Source organism: Nocardia elegans NBRC 108235 (genome assembly GCF_001612845.1).
Classification (GTDB): domain Bacteria; phylum Actinomycetota; class Actinomycetes; order Mycobacteriales; family Mycobacteriaceae; genus Nocardia; species Nocardia nova.
Genome location: NZ_BDBF01000011.1, coordinates 46,348 through 62,437, shown reverse-complemented (window position 1 = coordinate 62,437; position 16,090 = coordinate 46,348). Strand labels below are relative to the sequence as shown.

Below are 16,090 nucleotides of genomic sequence, written 5' to 3'. Positions count from 1 at the left end.
GCGGGCTCCCCTGTCGGGCGCATACAACACCGCCCCTTCGACGGTACGCGCCCTCACCGTAACCCCGCCGCGCACGATCGGTCGACCGCAGCCGTGCGGGCGGGGTCGCTCCTGCCGGACTTCCTACTTTCCGTGCGCGCGCAACTGGTAGAGCCCGCGGGTCTCGGCGACCACCACGCCGTCGGCGTCGGTCACCGTGGCCTCGAGGGTGAAATCGGCCTTACCGTTGGCCTCGGCGGCGGCGATCACCCGCGCGATCTCCTCCTCCGACAGCGAAGCCTCGGCGCGCACATCGGTTTTCGCCGGCTTGCGGAAGAAGATCTGCAGGTCCTTCACCAGCGGGTAGTACTTGGCGTTGTCGAAGGTGGCGATCGGAATCGCACCGCCGAGAATCTCCGCGACGGTGAACAGCACGCCGGCGTACATGACGCCGAAGTGGTTGCCGTTGCCCTCGATCGGCACGGTGGTGGCCGCGAATCCGGGCCGCACCTCGAGTGCCTTTACACCCATCTTGTGCGCGATCGGGATGGTGAACTCCAGCGCGCCGTTCACCACATCCGCGAACGCGGGGGTGTCGTTGTTCGTCTCGGCGCTGCTCGTCTCGGTCATCGCCAACCCTTTCTGCACGTGATCGGACGCCCACCGGACGTCGGTGCTCAGCCTACGACACCTTGTTGACATAGCGCCAACAGGTTCGGTGATCCCCCGCCGACCGGCACAGGCGGGCACCAGCGGCCCCCGCTCACGCCGCAGCCGCGGCCGGATGTTCCGGCCGCGGCTGCGGGAACGTTCACAGCGTCGGGACGCTCTATGTCACAGCGTCGTGACGCTCAATTCGCCGTCGGCGTAGCGCGCCCGCAACCGCTTCTTGTCGAATTTTCCGACGCTCGTCTTGGGCACCTCGTCGATGAAGGTCCAGTGCTCGGGCAGCTGCCACTTGGCGAATTTGTCCGCCAGGAAATCACGCAGCTCGGCCGGTTCGGCGCTCGCGCCCTCCTTGAGGACGATGGCGACCAGCGGCCGCTCGTCCCACTTCTCGTCCGGCACCCCGATCACCGAGGCCTCCGCGACGGCCGGATGACCCATGATCGCGTTCTCCAGATCCACCGAGGAGATCCATTCGCCGCCGGACTTGATCACATCCTTGGACCGGTCCACCAGCGTGAGATAGCCGTTGGGCGTGATCTTGCCGACGTCGCCGGTGCGCAGCCAGCCGTCGTCGAATTTGTCGGGGTCGACGGACGCACCCTCCGGGGAGTAATAGGCCCCGGCGATCCACGGGCCGCGGACCTCGAGTTCGCCCACGGCCTCGCCGTCGTTGGGCAGCACCGAGCCGTCGTCGCCGACCAGGCGCGCCTGGACCAGGGCCGGGAACCGGCCTTGCGTGTAGCGGTACTCCCATTCGTCCTCGCCCGTCACACCCTTCGGCGGGTGCGCGACGCTGCCCAGCGGCGAGGTCTCGGTCATTCCCCAGGCGTGCAGCAGTCGCACCCCGTGCTTTTCCTGGAAGGCCCGCATCATCGACGGCGGCAGCGCGGACCCGCCGACGACCACCTCGCGCAGATGCCTGATGTCCTGCGGCTTTGCGTCCAACTGCGCCAGCACGCCACCCCAGATGGTCGGCACCGCGGCGGCGAAGGTCGGCTGCACCGCGGCCATCATCTCCAGCAGCGGCGCCGGCTGCAGGAAGCGATCGGGCATCAGCACGCTCGCCCCCGACAGCATCGCGGCGTACGGCAGACCCCAGGCGTTGGCGTGGAACAGCGGCACGATGGCCAGCACGGTGTCGGAGGAGGTGAATCCCATACTCGCGTTGGTCAGCACCTGCATGGCGTGCAGGACATTGGACCGGTGCGAGTACACCACGCCCTTGGGGTCGCCGGTGGTGCCGGAGGTGTAGCACATGCCGGCCGCGGAGCGTTCGTCGACGACCGGGAAATCGTAGGTATCGGGTTGTCCCGCAAGCAGTTCCGCGTAGGAGTGCACCTGCACGCCCTCGGGCGCGGTCAGATCCGCGGCATTACCGTTGGCCACGATGACGTGGCGGACGGTCTTCAGCGTCGGCAGATAGTTGGCGAACATCGGCAGCAGCGAGCCGTCGACGATCACGACCTGATCCTCGGCGTGATTGGCCACGTAGGTGACCTGCTCGGGGAACAGCCGCAGGTTCAGCGCGTGCAGCACGGCGCCCATCGCGGGCACGGCGGCGTAGGCGACCATATGTTCGTTGTTGTTCCACATGAACGTGGCGACGCGGTCGCCCACGTCGATCCCCAGCCCGCGCAGCGCGTTGGCCAGCCGCGCCGATTCCGCACCCAATTCCCGATAGGTCATGGTCCGCACCCCGTCGCCCGTCCAGGTCGACACCGTGGCATCGCCGTGGAACGTGGACGCATATCGCAGCAGCGTGGCCAGCGACAGTTGCTCGTCCTGCATCGTGCTCAACATCAGTAACCGCACTCCTTCACCGGTGAACGACGTCACACCTGCCGCGAGGATAGCCGAAACCGGACGTAGCGATTTTCGGGCCGACCAGATGGTCCACTTTTCCCGCGACACGCGGCGCGAACAGCGCGGGCATGGGGATGAATCGGCTGCCCGTGGCGAACCCCTGATCGCCACGGGCAGCCGTCCCTGCCGTATCCGGGCGCACCCGGATACGGCAGATCCGTCCCGAATGGCCGCCGGACGCGCGACGACACCCCCTGCAGCGCCGTCGAAACGCCAAATACCCACCGGGACAGGCTTTTTGAAGAGGAACTGGTATAGATAGTAGGTTCGGCGAACCGGAACTGTCCAGCGGAGTCACATGTCCGGTCCGACGCCGCAGCCGCGGCGTGGCCGGAAATGTTGATTCATTGGCCGCTGATCTCTCGGAACCGACCGCCCGGCGCTCTACTCTTCGACTATGACTGCCACGCCGTCCATCGTGATCATCGGCGCCGGATTCGCCGGCCTCGGCATGGCGCTGGAATTACAGCGCGCCGGTATCGACAACTTCACCATCGTCGAAAAGGCCGCCGATCTGGGCGGCGTCTGGCGCGAGAACACCTACCCGGGCGCGGCCTGCGATGTGCCCTCGCCGCTGTACTCGTGGTCGTTCGAACCCAAATCCGATTGGCCCCGACGGTTTTCGCAGCAGCGCGACATCCACGCGTATATGCGCGCGGTCGCCGAGAAGCACGATCTGCCGCGCAAGATCCGCTTCGGCATCGAGGTCACCGACGCGGAATTCGATCCGGCCCGCGGCGTCTGGCAGGTGCGCACCGCGGACGGTGAGACCCTCACCGCCGACGTGCTGATTCCCGCGGTGGGCCAGCTCTCGCGGCCGGCGATGCCGAATATCCCCGGCATCGACACCTTCACCGGTCCCGCCTTCCACTCCGCCGAATGGGACCACAGCGTCGATCTCACGGGCAAGCGGGTGGCGTGCATCGGCACCGGAGCCAGTGCGATCCAATACATTCCGGCCATTCAGCCGACGGTTGGGCATCTCACCCTGTTCCAGCGCTCCGCCGCCTGGGTGCTGCCGAAATTCGACACCGAATACACCGGCCTGCATCACGCGCTGTTCAAGTACTTTCCGCCCAGCCGGTGGGCCGAACGCTTCGCCATCTGGACCTTCTTCGAGGTGATGGCGCTGGCGTTGACCGACGTGCCGTGGATCAAACACCCGGTGGTCGCGATCGCCGACCGGCATCGCGCCAACGCCGTGCCCGATGAACAATTGCGCGCCAAGCTCACTCCGGACTACGCCGCCGGCTGTAAGCGCGGCCTGTTCTCCAACGAGTATTTTCCCGCACTCGCCCAGCCCAATGTCAGCGTGGAGACCACCGCGATCGAGGCGGTCACGGCGAATGGAATCCGCACCGCCGACGGCGTCGAGCATCCGGTGGACGTGATCATCTACGGCACCGGATTCAAGGGCACCGAATTCCTCGCGCCGATGAACATCTACGGCCTCGGCGGTCGCAAACTGTCCGACGAATGGGCGCCGGAGGGTGCGCGGGCATTCCTGGGCATGTCGGTGCCGGGCTTCCCGAATCTGTTCATGATGTACGGGCCCAACACCAATGTGGGGTCCGGCTCCATCATCTACATGCTGGAATCACAGGCCCGCTACATCCGGCAGGTGGTGGAGTATCTGTCCGCCAAACCCGGACATTTCCTCGCCGCACAGCCCGCTGCCGAACAGGCCTGGGACGACTGGCTGCGCAAGCGCCTGGCCGATACGCCGTGGAACTTCTGCTCCAGCTGGTATCGCAACGCCTCGGGCCGCATCACCAACAACTGGCCCGGCGCCACGCTGCTCTTCCGATGGAAGACACGGCGTTTCGACCCGGCCGACTATGCCGAAGGCGTCGCCGGAGCCTGATTCACCGGCGCGGTGTTCACAACCGGAGGGTGGTGAACACCGCGACCGTACTGTCCTGGCGGTAGTAGATGTCAGCCGGTGCGTCGGCGAGATGAGCATCGGGCAGTCGGCTGTAATCGACCGCCCGGAGAGTGAGCGGTCCGGCCGGCGCCGTGACTTGGATGTCGACCCCTTCGGCGGGCGGCGCGTAGAACCGGACCCCCTGGGCGGGCACCGGCGTGATGTCGCGTCCCGCGACCGTGAGTGCGCGGACCGGCCCGGTATACCGCAGCGCGACGGAGGTGGCCCCACGGGTAGATCGCAGCCGCAGCCGCACGGTGCGCAGATCCGCCTCGGTGCGGTCGGAGAGGACTTCGGCGACAGGACCGGGGAGATCGTGCGCCGGGGCGGCGCCGGCGGATGCCGCGTCGGTCCACAACTGCGCGAATGCCCCGGGCGGCGAGCCGGATTCGACGAAACCGCGCGTCCATCGATCCGGGGCTTCGGCGGAAATCCACTGCGCCTCGCGGCTGTTCGCATCGAGCGCATAGGACAGTTGCGACATCAGCGGATGCCGCGCGTCGAACCGGTCGACGACCGTCCCGGCCGCCGCGAGCGCCACCGTGAGGACCACCGCCGCCGCGGGGATAAGGATGCCCCGACGGCTCGGCCACGCGTGGGTCAGGGTGAGTGTGAACAAGCCGCCGAGTATGAGCACCACGGGCGCGGTGAGATACGCGGCGGCGGCGAGTCCGGTCTGCAGCGCCGCGTACGCGGTGCCGCCGGCGAAGACCGCCGCCGGGACGAGGAACAGGGTGAGCACCGGCAACCGCAGGCGGTCGGGCACCGCGAAGGTCAGCGCGACGCCGACGACGGCGGCGAGGCCCGGAACCACCACCATCACACCCGCGGCCGGCGCCGCAGCCGTGACCACCGCACCGATCGCCGTCACCGCGCACAGCACGCCCACGGCGGTCGCGGAGGGCCCGAACAGCCGACGCGACAGCGCATACCAGGCGGCGAGTACCGCCACACACGCCATCACCACGGCCGCGCCGTAGAACTGCGGCCGGTACGGATCGACGAACAGGGCGCGATACTCCGGGCGGATCGCGGTGATCGCTTTCCACAACCCGTAGACGACGCCCATTCCGATCGGAACCGCCACCAGAGCGGTTGCCGCCGCGCCCAGAGTCCGGCCGATCGTCGCCTCACCGGTCCGGCGGATCCGCCACACCACCCAGGCCGCGAGCAGCACCGAAGCCACCGCCGCCACGACCACCATCCACAGCGGCAGCACCACCAGCTCACCGAACGGCAGCGGAAAGTACGCGCGATTCGGCTGATCGGCCGCGGCCCGCAGATCCCGCGCCGCGAATTCGCGCGCCGCGGCGGTGGTGTTGTCGCCGAATTGCTGCACGGTGGCGAGGTCGACGTGGTCCGGGTCGTCGAACGGATTGTGGTAGTAGGCGTTCCGGCCGGCGAAGGCCCAGTCGAGCACCCGGAAGCCGTGGGAGTCCAGCGCCGCGAAATCGGTATTGCTCCCGGTCTGATCCCCGCCCAGGGTCGTGGACAGCGAATCGGTGTTCGGATGCGGTACTCCGGTGACCACACTGATCAGCCCCGCATCGGGGTGACTGATCCGCCACAGCATCGGCGGACCACCGGCGCCGCGCGCCTCGTGATTGATCACCACTCCGCCGCGCGGGTCGGCGCCGCCGGAGGTCGCGAAGGCCTCGGCGCCGAGCAGACCCACCTCTTCGGCGTCGGTGAGAAGCACAACGAGATCGTTGCGCGGCTGCAGTCCGCTCGCCCGCAGCGCACGCACCGCTTCCAGCACGGTGGCGACACCGACCCCATCGTCGTTCGCACCGGGACCGGACGGCACCGAATCATAATGCGCGACAAGGTAAATAGTTCCCGTAGCGGCGCGTCCCGGCCAGCGGGCGACGATATTTCCGGTCTCCCCGAGCACCGCTACCGCACGATGCGGATCCACCGGATACTTACCCACGCCGTAGCGAACATCGGTGTCCAGCCCGAGTTCTCGCAGCTTGCCTACCAGATGCTCGCGCACCCGGTCGTGTTCGGCGGTGCCGACGGGGTGTGGCCGCGAGGCGATCTCCCGGATCGTCGCCAGCGCACGCGCGGCACCGAATTCCGTGGCAGGGGCCGCGGCGTCGCGATATCCGTGCGGTTGTTGCTCCCAGGCCGTCGCGATCGCGATCAGGACCAGAACAGCGAAGGCCAGCACACCCGATACTCGACGCCCCATCGTGCGATGGTAACCCGGCAAAAATTGCAAAAATCGGATAGGCCGAGCGCCCGAGACGCGCAAAGGGCAGCACCGCAACGGTTTCGATCCGTCCGAGCACAAGGGTGGGATCGCCCGATGTGCGCACTAGCCTCGATCCGATGAGTCTTTCAGTTCCGATCGGGGTTTCGGTCTGGCCGCGGCCCGATGCGGCCAACGACGTCGACGAGGTCCTCCGGCTCGCCACGCAGGCGCAGCGCACGGGTGTGCGTTCGGTGTGGTTCGGACAGAAATTCGATCTCGATGCGCTGACCCTCGCGGCGGTGGTCGGGCTCGCCGTACCGGAGATCGGGGTGGGCACCTCCGTGGTGCCGATCAATCCGCGCCATCCGCTGGTCGTCGCGTCGCAGGCCCAGACCGCACAGGCCGCGTCGGGCGGCCGCTTCCGCCTGGGCATCGGATTGGGCGCTCCGCCACTGGAATCGGCGGCGTTCGGCATCCGCGAGGACAAGCCGGTGCGGCGGCTGCGCGAATATCTGATCGCGCTGCGCCAGGCCATCGAGGACGGCACCGTCGATGTACAGGGCGAGCGGGTGTACGCCCGCCCGCCGATACCGACGACAGTGCACGGCGGCAGCGATATCCCCCTGCTCGTGGCAGCCATGGGGCCGCAAGCATTGCGGGCCACGGGCGAATCGGCCGACGGCGTATTGCCGTACCTCGCCGGGCCGCGCACGCTGGAATCGCATATCGTGCCGACCTTGCAGCAGGCCCGCCCGGCGAATCCGGTGCGGCCGCTACAGGTGGTCGCCGGTGTGGTCGCGATCGTCACCGATCGCGCCGAGCAGGTGCGCGAGACCGCGGCGCACGCGCTGGCGTTCTACGAACAATTCGATTCCTACCGCGCGGTTCTCGACCGCGAGGGCGTCGCCCACGCGGTCGATGTGGCGCTGATCGGCGACGAGGACCATGTCACCCGCGGCCTCCAGACGTATGTCGATGCCGGTGCCACCGAATTGCTGATCCACCAGACCGATCTCGCCGGCGAGGACGATCAGCTGCGCACCTGGAAGTTGCTGGCCGAGCTCACCGCCTGATCATTCGCTCCGGGGCCGGGCGATGATGATCGGGCATTCGACGCTGTGCATCAGCGCCTGGCTGGTGGAGCCCAACGTCATTCCGGGAAATCCACCCTTACCGTGACTGCCGACCACGATGAGCTGTGCCGCGGCGGATTCGTGGAGGAGGCGCCGCACCGGCCGATCCTCGACGACGACCCGGCGCACCGCAATCGGTTCGTCCGGATCCTCGTGCGCGACCAGGGCGGCGTCGAGGAGCTGATTCCCCTCCTCTTCGAGGGCCGCCGGGGACGGGTAGTCGCCGAACCGCTGCCAGGTGTGCACGACCACCAGATCGGTCTGCCGCCGCCGCGCCTCGTCGACGGCGATCGCGAGAGCCTGTGCGCTGCACGGGGAATCGTCGTAACCGACGAGCACCGGCCGCTCGGACCCGAGCAGCGGATCCGCCGGCACCACGGCGACCGGGCCGCGAGCGTGCCGCACCAGTGCGGTGCTGACCGAACCGAGCAGGCTGCGCTGATAGGCCCCGAGCCCGCGCGCGCCGACCACCACCAGACGGGCCTCGTCGGCTTGGGACAGCAGCGCGGGAATGATCGGCGCATCGATGACGGCGGTGTCGATATCGATCTTCGGGGCGATATCGGCCGCGGCCCGAGCGGCCGCCGCAACGGCGCGCTGGGCCTGCTCGCGGGTGCGCTCGTGGTAGGCGCACACGCCCTCGTCGCCGGTGCGGTCCTCCGGAACCGGCGGCACCGCCGAAACCACTTCCAGCGGAACCCGGTGCAGCGCCGCATCATTGGCGGCCCAGCGCGCGGCCCGCAGCGCATCGTCGGAACTGTCGACTCCCACCACCACGGGCGCCTTCGAGGCCATGCGTCCCACCTTCCCAGCGGTTCACGAACGTTCCAGGGCGAAGACACCCCCACCCTACCGGCCGGGATGGCGACAACTGCGATACTGGCGATACTCCGACGAATGCACCCGACGAAATATCGCTCTGGGAGGCATCATGCAGCACGTTCCCGACCGCTCGACGATCGTCGCGGCCCTGCAGTTGGCCGCCCGCGCCCCGTCCGTGCACAACACCCAGCCCTGGCGCTGGGATTTCGACGGCACCCGGCTGCACCTGTTCAGTGATTCCACCCGGCAACTGAAGGTGGCCGATCCGAGCGGGCGCCAGGAGCTGATCAGCTGCGGCGCCAACCTGCACCACGCCCGGATCGCCTTCGCCGAGCAGGGGCATCCCATCGCGGTGTCCTATATGCCCGAGGAAGGGCTGCACGACCTGCTGGCCGTCGCCGAATTCGAGCCGCCCCGCGCGCCTTCGGATCGCGAACGCGCCCTCGCCGCCGCGATCCGCGCGCGCCGCACCGACCGGCTCCCGATGTCCGCGCCGGACCGGCCGGAGCTGGTGCAACAGTTGCGTGAGGTGTCCGAGGTGGACGGTGTGCACCTGAACGCCGTCGACGATTCGGTGCGGCCCCGGCTCGCCGCCGCTTCCGAGCAGACCGCCGCCCTGCAACAGTTCGACACCCCTTACCAGAACGAATTACGCTGGTGGACAGGAAATTTCGATCTTCCTGAAGGGATACCGTCCTACGCTCTGCCCACCGCCCGCGAGGCGGCACTGGTCGACGTCGGCCGCGACTTTCCCGTCGCGCCCGGAGACCCGCACCGCACCGGTGAACCCGATCACGCCACCCTGGTGGTGCTCAGCACCGCCGAGAACACTCCGCACGAATGGCTGGCGACCGGCGAAACCCTGTCCGCCGCCCTGCTGTCGGCCACAGCGGCCGGACTGGCGACCTGCCCCCTCACCCACATCACCGAAATCCCGGCCGCCGTCCGCGCGATCCGCACGCTCCTCCCCGACCCGGATCGGATCCCCCAGGTACTCATCCGCCTGGGCACCGCACCCCACGACACCTTTGTCCCGCCCACCCCGCGCCGCCCGGTCGAGGATTTCCTGTCCTTGCCGCATTGAGGCGCCGGAGACCGGTCGGCCCATGGCGGGGTGGCCACCGGCCCGCCACACGCTAGACTGACCACGCCTGATCGTCACCCCCGGGAGGCACAGGCATCGTGGACCACTGCGAGGCAGGTGCGAATTCCGTTGCGAAACGGGGTTTTCCACATTTCCGCGCACGGTCCGCGCCCTCGTAGCTCAGGGGATAGAGCACCGCTCTCCTAAAGCGGGTGTCGCAGGTTCGAATCCTGCCGAGGGCACACATAGGTTCGGCCTGTTCAGGTCTGCCGCTGCCCTGGAAACCGAAATATTTGCGGACCCGCCAACCCTGCCGAATGCGGCGGCTGGACATTGCAAAAGGGTTGATTCGGCAACTTTCTGACACACGGCGGAAACGCGTAGAATTCCACCAGGTCGGGACAGCTATCTGGAGCCCATCATGATCAAGAAAAGGAATTCACACTCGAAATTCGCCCGGTTGGCAGCAGCAGCCGGAATAGCCGCAGTCGCTGCGGTTCCGGTCGTCGCAGCCGCGACGCAAGCGTCTGCCACCGAAACGGCGACGCCCACGTCCGCCACCCAACCCGTCGACAGCCCTGGCTGGGGTCACGGCAACGGCTGGGGTCACGGCGGCGGCTGGGGTAACGGCGGCGGTTGGGGTAACGGCGGCGGTTGGGGTAACGGCGGCGGTTGGGGTAACGGCGGTTGGGGTAACGGCGGTTGGGGCAATGGCGGCTGGGGTAACGGCGGCTGGGGCAGCAACTGGTGGAACCCATTCGGCGGCGGCTGGGGAAGCTTCTAGTGCCGACGACCGAGCCCGGACACGCACAGCGTGCCGGGCTCGGCCGCATCCGATACCGATCATGTGATGCCGGGATAGACCGACCGGGCCGGAACTGGTGACCGAATGAAAATCGTATGTGTCGGTGGCGGGCCGGCCGGACTGTACTTCGCCATTTCGATGAAGCGGCGCGACCCGGGCCATGCCGTCACGGTGATCGACCGAGATCCTCCCGGGTCCACCTACGGCTGGGGCGTCGTGTACTGGGACGACCTGCTCGACATCCTGTATCGGAACGACCCCGACAGCGCACAGACGGTGCGGGCCGGATCGGTGCTCTGGCGGGAACAGGCGATCCACGTCGGCGACGACGGGACCGCATATTTCCCGGGCTACGGATTCAGCATGGGGCGAGCGGCATTGCTCGATGTGCTGTCGCAGCGGGCCACCGACCTCGGCGTCGATGTCCAGCACGGCCGGGAAATTCACGATCTGTCCGGCTTCGACGACGCCGATCTCGTCATCGCTGCCGACGGCGCGAACAGCCGGGTGCGGCAGCTGGAGGATCATCGCTTCGGAACGTCGGTGAATCTCGGCGAGAATCGATATATCTGGCTCGGCACCGACAAGGTCTTCGACCGATTCACCTTCGCTTTCGAACACACACCGGCCGGTTGGATCTGGTTCCACGCGTACCCGTCGATCGCCGGAAAGATCAGCACCTGCATCGTGGAATGCCAACCGCGGACGTGGCGCGAATCGGGATTCGATTCCCTGGACGGCGCCGCGAATGTGCGTCTTCTGGAAAAGATATTCGCGCGCGTTCTCGACGGTCACTCGTTGATCAGCAAGACACGAGGCGAATTCGCAAGGTGGAGTTGCTTTCCCGAAGTGACCAACAAATCCTGGTATCACGACAATGTGGTGCTGGTCGGCGATGCGGCGCACACGACGCACTTCACCATCGGTTCGGGCACCAGGTTGGCGATCATCGACGCCATCGTGCTCGCCCAGAGCCTGTACGAGCACGGCGAGATCGCCGATGCGCTGGAGAATTACGATGCGCAGCGGCGCGCGGCGATGCGCCCGATCCAGGCCGCCGCCCGTGCCAGCATGACCTGGTTCGAACACGCCGACCGGTATCTCGACCGCGACGCCGTGCAGTTCGCCTATGCGATGGCGGTTCGGCACGGGCTGCAAATGCCGTGGCGATACCAGATGCACCTGCTCACACAGGTTCCCGCTGTGCGCACGATGCGCAGGGGTATCGATTCCGGGCAGCGGTGGTGGCGGGCGGCGCGGCGGGGCGAACTCGCGATGCCCCGGCGCTGATCTATTCGGCGGCGCGACCGCTCTCGTCGCGATGCAGCACCCAGGTGCCGCGGCCGGCTGCCTTGGCCCGGTACAGGCCCACGTCGGCATCGTTCAGCAGTTTCTCGGCATTCGCGCCCGCCACCGGGGCGACGACGGCGCCGATGCTGGCCGACATCGCCAGCAGATCGGTGGGACCGACCGGAACCGGTTCCCGCAGGGTCGCGAGCATGGTCTCGGCGGCGGCGTGCGCCGCCTCTTCGTCGCAGGGCGGTGCGAGCAGCGCGACGAACTCGTCTCCGCCGATGCGGGTGACCGTGACCGCCGGTGAGGTCATCGTCGCGTCCAGCCGGCGACCGACCTCGGCCAGCACGCTGTCGCCCGCGCGGTGGCCGTACCGGTCGTTGATCAGCTTGAACTCGTCGAGGTCGAGGAAACACAAACCGATGTGGTCGGCGGGACCGGCCGTCGCGACGATGGCCTCCAACTGCTCGAGCAGGCAGTGTCGGTTGGGCAGACCCGTCAACGGGTCGTGGCGCGCCTGCCACCACAGTTTCCGCTCCATCGCGCGCCGCTCGGTGATGTCCTCTCCGACGGCGAGCAGCCGCAGATCGCGCCCACCCGCTCCGCGCACCAGCGTCATCGTCCAGGCACCCCAGCAGACGGTGCCGTCGGGACGGCAGAAGCGGCCTTCGAAGTGCACGGTGCCACACCGGCGCTGGTACAGATCGACGACAACCCGCTGAAGTTTGTCTCGATCCTCGGGATGCATCAGATCCAGACCTGCCACGCCCGGCAGTTCCTCCGGCTTCATCCCGACCATCCGGGCCGTGGTCCGGTTGGCTTCCAGCGTGATGCCGTTGCTGTCGTAGAGGGCGATCGCCACCGCCGCGTTGTCGAACACCACGCGGAAGCGCTGGTCGGCAATCTCGCGGCTGTCCGCGTGGACCTTCAACAGCTCGGCGCTGTAGCCGCGGCCGAGTTCGCCCAGGAGCGCGCCGAACCGCCGCGTGCGATCCGGCCGCTGCGACCGTTCCAGTAAACCGGCCAGCACCGTCGCGGACGGGGTCATCAATGCGGGGTCGGTCAGCTTCCACCGCACCATCTCGACCCCGACGCGGTATGCGGGCGACGGATCGAACGGCTCGGCCGCCATGGCAGCGTCCAGTTCGACGATCCACGCGGTCAACTGCTGGACGCGCGGCAGAGATGCCGGCACGCCACCGCATTCGACCAGGGCCGCCGACCACTCCCGCGCCATGTCGGCAACCTCGCGCCCGTCCATCCGCGAGGACCTTCCTCCATCGCCGGACCCGCGAGGCCCGGCACCGACAACCCTCCCCATTAGCTACCAACGAGCATACGAAACAACCGCTCTGCCGTGTGGGTGACGCACGAACCGGCCGCACTACCGGCGCCCCCGGTCGAGCCGGCATCCCCTGCATACGGGATGCCCGCACGACGACGCGAGGCAGCTGTCCGATCCACTCGGGAACTACCCCCGATCGCGCGCGAGTAACGCCCCCGGTTCCGCGTCGAGATGTCCGGTATGCACCGTTCGCGCACGGCTCGACCGCCGTAACCCGGTGGCGTGGCCGGTGGCCGAAACCCTCGATGGCGCTCACCGACGCCGCCGCTCGGGACGTGCGTGCGAGAGCTCGAGCCGAGGGCGCCCTGGCGACCGATCGCACCGCATCGAAAAGTGCAGCACGGCAATTATTTTCGAGGGTAAGTCGCGAATACCCTTGACGGGCTGTGGCATACGGCGCAGAATAGCGGGCGGGGACGGGGGGCAGGTCGCCGGGCGATATCGGGGAGGATTCGCAACAGGCCCGAAAATCCTTGCGGGATAGCGACTTACATCCGGAACGACATGTTCGTTCGGACCGGCAGCACGGGGGGACTGATCAAGTGCGTCGAATTTCCGGCGCGATCCGCTTTCCTCGAATCCACGACTCCATCAATTCTCGGTTGCACACATCCGAGTCGAACAGAACGACTCGGAATGAGGCCGCCTCCAAGGGGAGTGCGAGGAAAGGAAGGAAAGTGAAGATGGAGAACACGGCAGACAGATCGGACAAGAAGATCTACGAGAAGCCGGTGATCGCCAAATGCGGCGATTTCCGGAAACTCACCGGGGGCGTTTTCACCACGGAATCCGACCTGCTGGTCGGACGCCGCGGAATGATCTGAGCCGTCACCACCGAGCTCGAATCATAGGGGGTTAGAGGATGACTGGCGATGCTCGGACAGGATTTGTCGTTCTGCCCGACAACGTGGCGGGAGTGAGCATCGCCAGGCGTCTCCTCCCATGGGCGCGGGTGTTGGCAGAGCACCGTTCGGGACGTCCGATGGTCGTCGGACATTGCCCGGACCGGCCGGTCGTTCACACGAACGGCCGTGCGGCGCAGGTGGTGATACTCGGCCACGCTCTGATCAGCGAGCAGGCCGTCCTCGACTATGCGATGTCGACAGGTTCACCGGCTCGATGGCGAGTGATTCTGGACGCGATCGACGGATCGTTTCACTCGATCGTCGAGGTGAACGGCGACATCCACCTGAACGGTGCCGCATACGGATCCCGGGGCCTGTATCGCGCCCGCGTGGACGGCATCGACATCGCTGCCGATACCGTGCACGCCCTGCGGCACCTCGTCAGCGGCAAACTCGACGCCGGTGTCCTCGCCGCGCATCTGCTCGAACCCGTTCCGCATCACCTCGCACAACGTCCGCTGCTCACGGGAATCGAACCGCTCGCCCGCGGTACCGGGTTGGTGATCACACCGACCGGCACATCCCGGATGGTCCGGAGCGCGAGTGAAAGGGCCGTCGTCCGGGGCCTCGAGGAGGGCGCACACGAGGTACGGAACCGGCTCGAGGCGGCGGTACGGGCTCGGACCGCGGCGGGTGGCACGGTTACCTCAGAACTTTCCGGCGGCTACGACTCGACGTCGATCAGTTTCCTCGCCGCTCGCGGACCAGCGGAAATCACGCTGCTGACGGCACGCGGACGCGATTCCGCCAATGAAGACCTCGAATGGGCCCTCCTCGCCGCCCGGCACCTGCCGCACGTGCGGCATACGATCCTTCCCGATTCCGAACTGCCTTTCACCTACGCCGGCCTGGAGGACGGGCCGACCTGGCTGAACGAGCCCTCACCGCTCATCGCCGGCAGAAGCCGGGTAGGTGCGCTCGCGGCACTGGCGGCAACCTTCGGTCCCACCGTGCACCTGACCGGCCACGGGGGCGATCACCTCTTCACCGGACTGCCGACGCTCTACCGCGATCTACTGTGGCGTCGCCCGCTCACGGCATGGCGGGGACTGCGCAGTTTCGGCGCCCTCGGCGGTTGGCGATCACGAGATCTCGTGCGCGGCGCGGTCGAGCCCGCGGATTTCCGGGCGTGGTGGAAAAGGAATTCTGTACCGATCGCCGGCGTGCCGGAACGGCGCAAACCGATGCTGGGCTGGGCCCTTGTTCCGTCCATTCCGGTGTGGGCCACCGCAGCGGCGAAAGATGCTGTGCACGAGGGAATCTCGTGGATGGCCGCCAATGCCGAACCGCTGGCGCCCGCTCGTGGGCGCCACGTCGAACTGGAGTCGATTGTCGAGGGGGCCCGGACGGTGGCCGTGTTGAACCGCATGTCACTGGCATCCGGCGGGCCGCCCCTGTCCGCACCCTATTTCGATGACCGAGTGATTTCCGCTGCCCTGTCGGTGGCGGTTCCGGATCGGGTCAGCGCCTGGACGTACAAGCCTCTGCTCAGGGCCGCGGTCAGCGGAATCGTGCCCGACGAGGTACTGCGCCGGCAGACCAAGGACAGCGGATCACACGACGTCGAAGTGGGCTTGCGCAAGCATCGCGACGAACTGGTGGCTCTGTGGGAGAGCTCGCGGCTCGGCGCCATGGGCCTGATCGACTCGAAGCGCCTGAAGCATTTGTGCGCCGGCCCCAGTTCGTTCGAACTGGAAGACGGAACGATGTTCAGCACCATCGCCTGCGAACTCTGGCTGCGCGATCTGGAACGGAATTTTCTCGATCCGCGGGACAGTAACGCGCGGAAAGCCTGAGGAATGGGAGGGACCATGGATACCGCGACACCGAGGCCCGGCTTGTCTTTCGTGCGAACGGAATACGGGGGCGTCGTTCTCGATCTGAAACAGGGCGAGTATTGGCGGCTCAATCCGGTCGGAGCGGAAGTGTTCGCCTCGCTCCTCGCCGGCGACGCCGCCGATCCCGTTGCGGCAGTGCTCGATCAATTCGACGTCGATGCCGTTACCGCGCAGCGAGACGTCGCCGAACTGGTGAGCCACCTCCGAGCAGTGGGGCTGGTGCCGTCGTGAGC

Annotated in this window: 13 protein-coding genes and 1 tRNA gene; 9 read left to right on the top strand and 5 right to left on the bottom strand. The window is 67.4% G+C overall.

The annotated features are described in order from the left end of the window. Nucleotides 1-123: 123 nt before the first annotated feature. Entirely contained in the window at nt 124-609 is a 486-nt protein-coding gene (locus tag NE2_RS09550) for a PaaI family thioesterase (RefSeq protein ID WP_063025608.1), read from the bottom strand. A 204-nt stretch (nt 610-813) separates the two neighbouring features. Next, nucleotides 814-2,448 (bottom strand): long-chain fatty acid--CoA ligase, encoded by a 1,635-nt coding sequence (locus NE2_RS09545; protein ID WP_063025677.1) that lies wholly within the window; start codon nt 2,446-2,448, stop codon nt 814-816. 460 nt (nt 2,449-2,908) lie between these two features. Here NE2_RS09545 and NE2_RS09540 point away from each other — a divergent pair, with 460 nt between their 5' ends. Beyond that, the gene (locus NE2_RS09540) at nt 2,909-4,375 is read left to right on the top strand and encodes a flavin-containing monooxygenase (RefSeq protein WP_030513333.1); all 1,467 of its coding nucleotides are present in this window, start codon (nt 2,909-2,911) and stop codon (nt 4,373-4,375) included. A 16-nt stretch (nt 4,376-4,391) separates the two neighbouring features. Here the strand turns inward: NE2_RS09540 and NE2_RS09535 are convergent, their stop codons facing one another. Beyond that, nucleotides 4,392-6,629 (bottom strand): M20/M25/M40 family metallo-hydrolase, encoded by a 2,238-nt coding sequence (locus NE2_RS09535; RefSeq protein WP_084493919.1) that lies wholly within the window; start codon nt 6,627-6,629, stop codon nt 4,392-4,394. Nucleotides 6,630-6,769: 140 nt separating this feature from the next. Between NE2_RS09535 and NE2_RS09530 the strand changes: the two genes are divergently transcribed. Then, nucleotides 6,770-7,705, top strand: a complete 936-nt coding sequence (locus tag NE2_RS09530) for a TIGR03564 family F420-dependent LLM class oxidoreductase (protein WP_063025676.1) — start codon at nt 6,770-6,772, stop codon at nt 7,703-7,705. On the opposite strand, the gene NE2_RS09525 is transcribed toward NE2_RS09530, so the two are convergent. Continuing rightward, nucleotides 7,706-8,560, bottom strand: a complete 855-nt coding sequence (locus tag NE2_RS09525) for a universal stress protein (protein WP_063025606.1) — start codon at nt 8,558-8,560, stop codon at nt 7,706-7,708. A 136-nt stretch (nt 8,561-8,696) separates the two neighbouring features. Between NE2_RS09525 and NE2_RS09520 the strand changes: the two genes are divergently transcribed. The 4 genes from NE2_RS09520 to NE2_RS09510 all read left to right on the top strand — a co-directional run bounded on the left by NE2_RS09520 (nt 8,697) and on the right by NE2_RS09510 (nt 11,766). Further along, a complete protein-coding gene (locus NE2_RS09520; protein ID WP_063025605.1) occupies nt 8,697-9,671 on the top strand; it encodes an Acg family FMN-binding oxidoreductase in 975 nt (324 codons plus the stop codon). A gap of 169 nt (nt 9,672-9,840) precedes the next feature. Further along, nucleotides 9,841-9,913 (top strand) — tRNA-Arg (locus tag NE2_RS09515). 179 nt (nt 9,914-10,092) lie between these two features. Further along, nucleotides 10,093-10,455, top strand: coding sequence for a hypothetical protein (locus NE2_RS36630; RefSeq protein WP_157110926.1), 363 nt, complete (start codon nt 10,093-10,095; stop codon nt 10,453-10,455). 105 nt (nt 10,456-10,560) lie between these two features. Next, entirely contained in the window at nt 10,561-11,766 is a 1,206-nt protein-coding gene (locus tag NE2_RS09510) for an FAD-dependent monooxygenase (RefSeq protein ID WP_063025604.1), read from the top strand. Between the two features lies 1 nt (nt 11,767). Here the strand turns inward: NE2_RS09510 and NE2_RS09505 are convergent, their stop codons facing one another. After that, nucleotides 11,768-13,030 (bottom strand): diguanylate cyclase domain-containing protein, encoded by a 1,263-nt coding sequence (locus tag NE2_RS09505; RefSeq protein WP_063025603.1) that lies wholly within the window; start codon nt 13,028-13,030, stop codon nt 11,768-11,770. Nucleotides 13,031-13,797: 767 nt separating this feature from the next. On the opposite strand from NE2_RS09505, the gene NE2_RS35575 reads away from it, so the two are divergent. The 3 genes from NE2_RS35575 to NE2_RS09495 all read left to right on the top strand — a co-directional run bounded on the left by NE2_RS35575 (nt 13,798) and on the right by NE2_RS09495 (nt 16,088). Further along, the gene (locus tag NE2_RS35575) at nt 13,798-13,938 is read left to right on the top strand and encodes a keywimysin-related RiPP (protein WP_146165301.1); all 141 of its coding nucleotides are present in this window, start codon (nt 13,798-13,800) and stop codon (nt 13,936-13,938) included. Nucleotides 13,939-14,096: 158 nt separating this feature from the next. After that, nucleotides 14,097-15,815 (top strand): asparagine synthase-related protein, encoded by a 1,719-nt coding sequence (locus NE2_RS09500; protein WP_063025602.1) that lies wholly within the window; start codon nt 14,097-14,099, stop codon nt 15,813-15,815. Nucleotides 15,816-15,830: 15 nt separating this feature from the next. Further along, nucleotides 15,831-16,088: a lasso peptide biosynthesis PqqD family chaperone gene (locus tag NE2_RS09495; protein WP_063025675.1), complete on the top strand. Its 258-nt coding sequence runs from the start codon at nt 15,831-15,833 to the stop codon at nt 16,086-16,088. Nucleotides 16,089-16,090: the final 2 nt, after the last annotated feature.

What these genes read in the sequence shown, in the direction of transcription:
- NE2_RS36630 (WP_157110926.1), top strand. Translation starts at nt 10,093, where the DNA reads ATGATCAAGAAAAGGAATTCACACTCGAAATTCGCCCGGTTGGCAGCA.
- NE2_RS35575 (WP_146165301.1), top strand. Translation starts at nt 13,798, where the DNA reads ATGGAGAACACGGCAGACAGATCGGACAAGAAGATCTACGAGAAGCCG.
- NE2_RS09545 (WP_063025677.1), bottom strand. Translation starts at nt 2,448, where the DNA reads ATGTTGAGCACGATGCAGGACGAGCAACTGTCGCTGGCCACGCTGCTG.
- NE2_RS09525 (WP_063025606.1), bottom strand. Translation starts at nt 8,560, where the DNA reads ATGGCCTCGAAGGCGCCCGTGGTGGTGGGAGTCGACAGTTCCGACGAT.
- NE2_RS09510 (WP_063025604.1), top strand. Translation starts at nt 10,561, where the DNA reads ATGAAAATCGTATGTGTCGGTGGCGGGCCGGCCGGACTGTACTTCGCC.
- NE2_RS09530 (WP_063025676.1), top strand. Translation starts at nt 6,770, where the DNA reads ATGAGTCTTTCAGTTCCGATCGGGGTTTCGGTCTGGCCGCGGCCCGAT.
- NE2_RS09520 (WP_063025605.1), top strand. Translation starts at nt 8,697, where the DNA reads ATGCAGCACGTTCCCGACCGCTCGACGATCGTCGCGGCCCTGCAGTTG.
- NE2_RS09505 (WP_063025603.1), bottom strand. Translation starts at nt 13,030, where the DNA reads ATGGACGGGCGCGAGGTTGCCGACATGGCGCGGGAGTGGTCGGCGGCC.
- NE2_RS09535 (WP_084493919.1), bottom strand. Translation starts at nt 6,629, where the DNA reads ATGGGGCGTCGAGTATCGGGTGTGCTGGCCTTCGCTGTTCTGGTCCTG.
- NE2_RS09495 (WP_063025675.1), top strand. Translation starts at nt 15,831, where the DNA reads ATGGATACCGCGACACCGAGGCCCGGCTTGTCTTTCGTGCGAACGGAA.
- NE2_RS09550 (WP_063025608.1), bottom strand. Translation starts at nt 609, where the DNA reads ATGACCGAGACGAGCAGCGCCGAGACGAACAACGACACCCCCGCGTTC.
- NE2_RS09540 (WP_030513333.1), top strand. Translation starts at nt 2,909, where the DNA reads ATGACTGCCACGCCGTCCATCGTGATCATCGGCGCCGGATTCGCCGGC.
- NE2_RS09500 (WP_063025602.1), top strand. Translation starts at nt 14,097, where the DNA reads ATGGTCGTCGGACATTGCCCGGACCGGCCGGTCGTTCACACGAACGGC.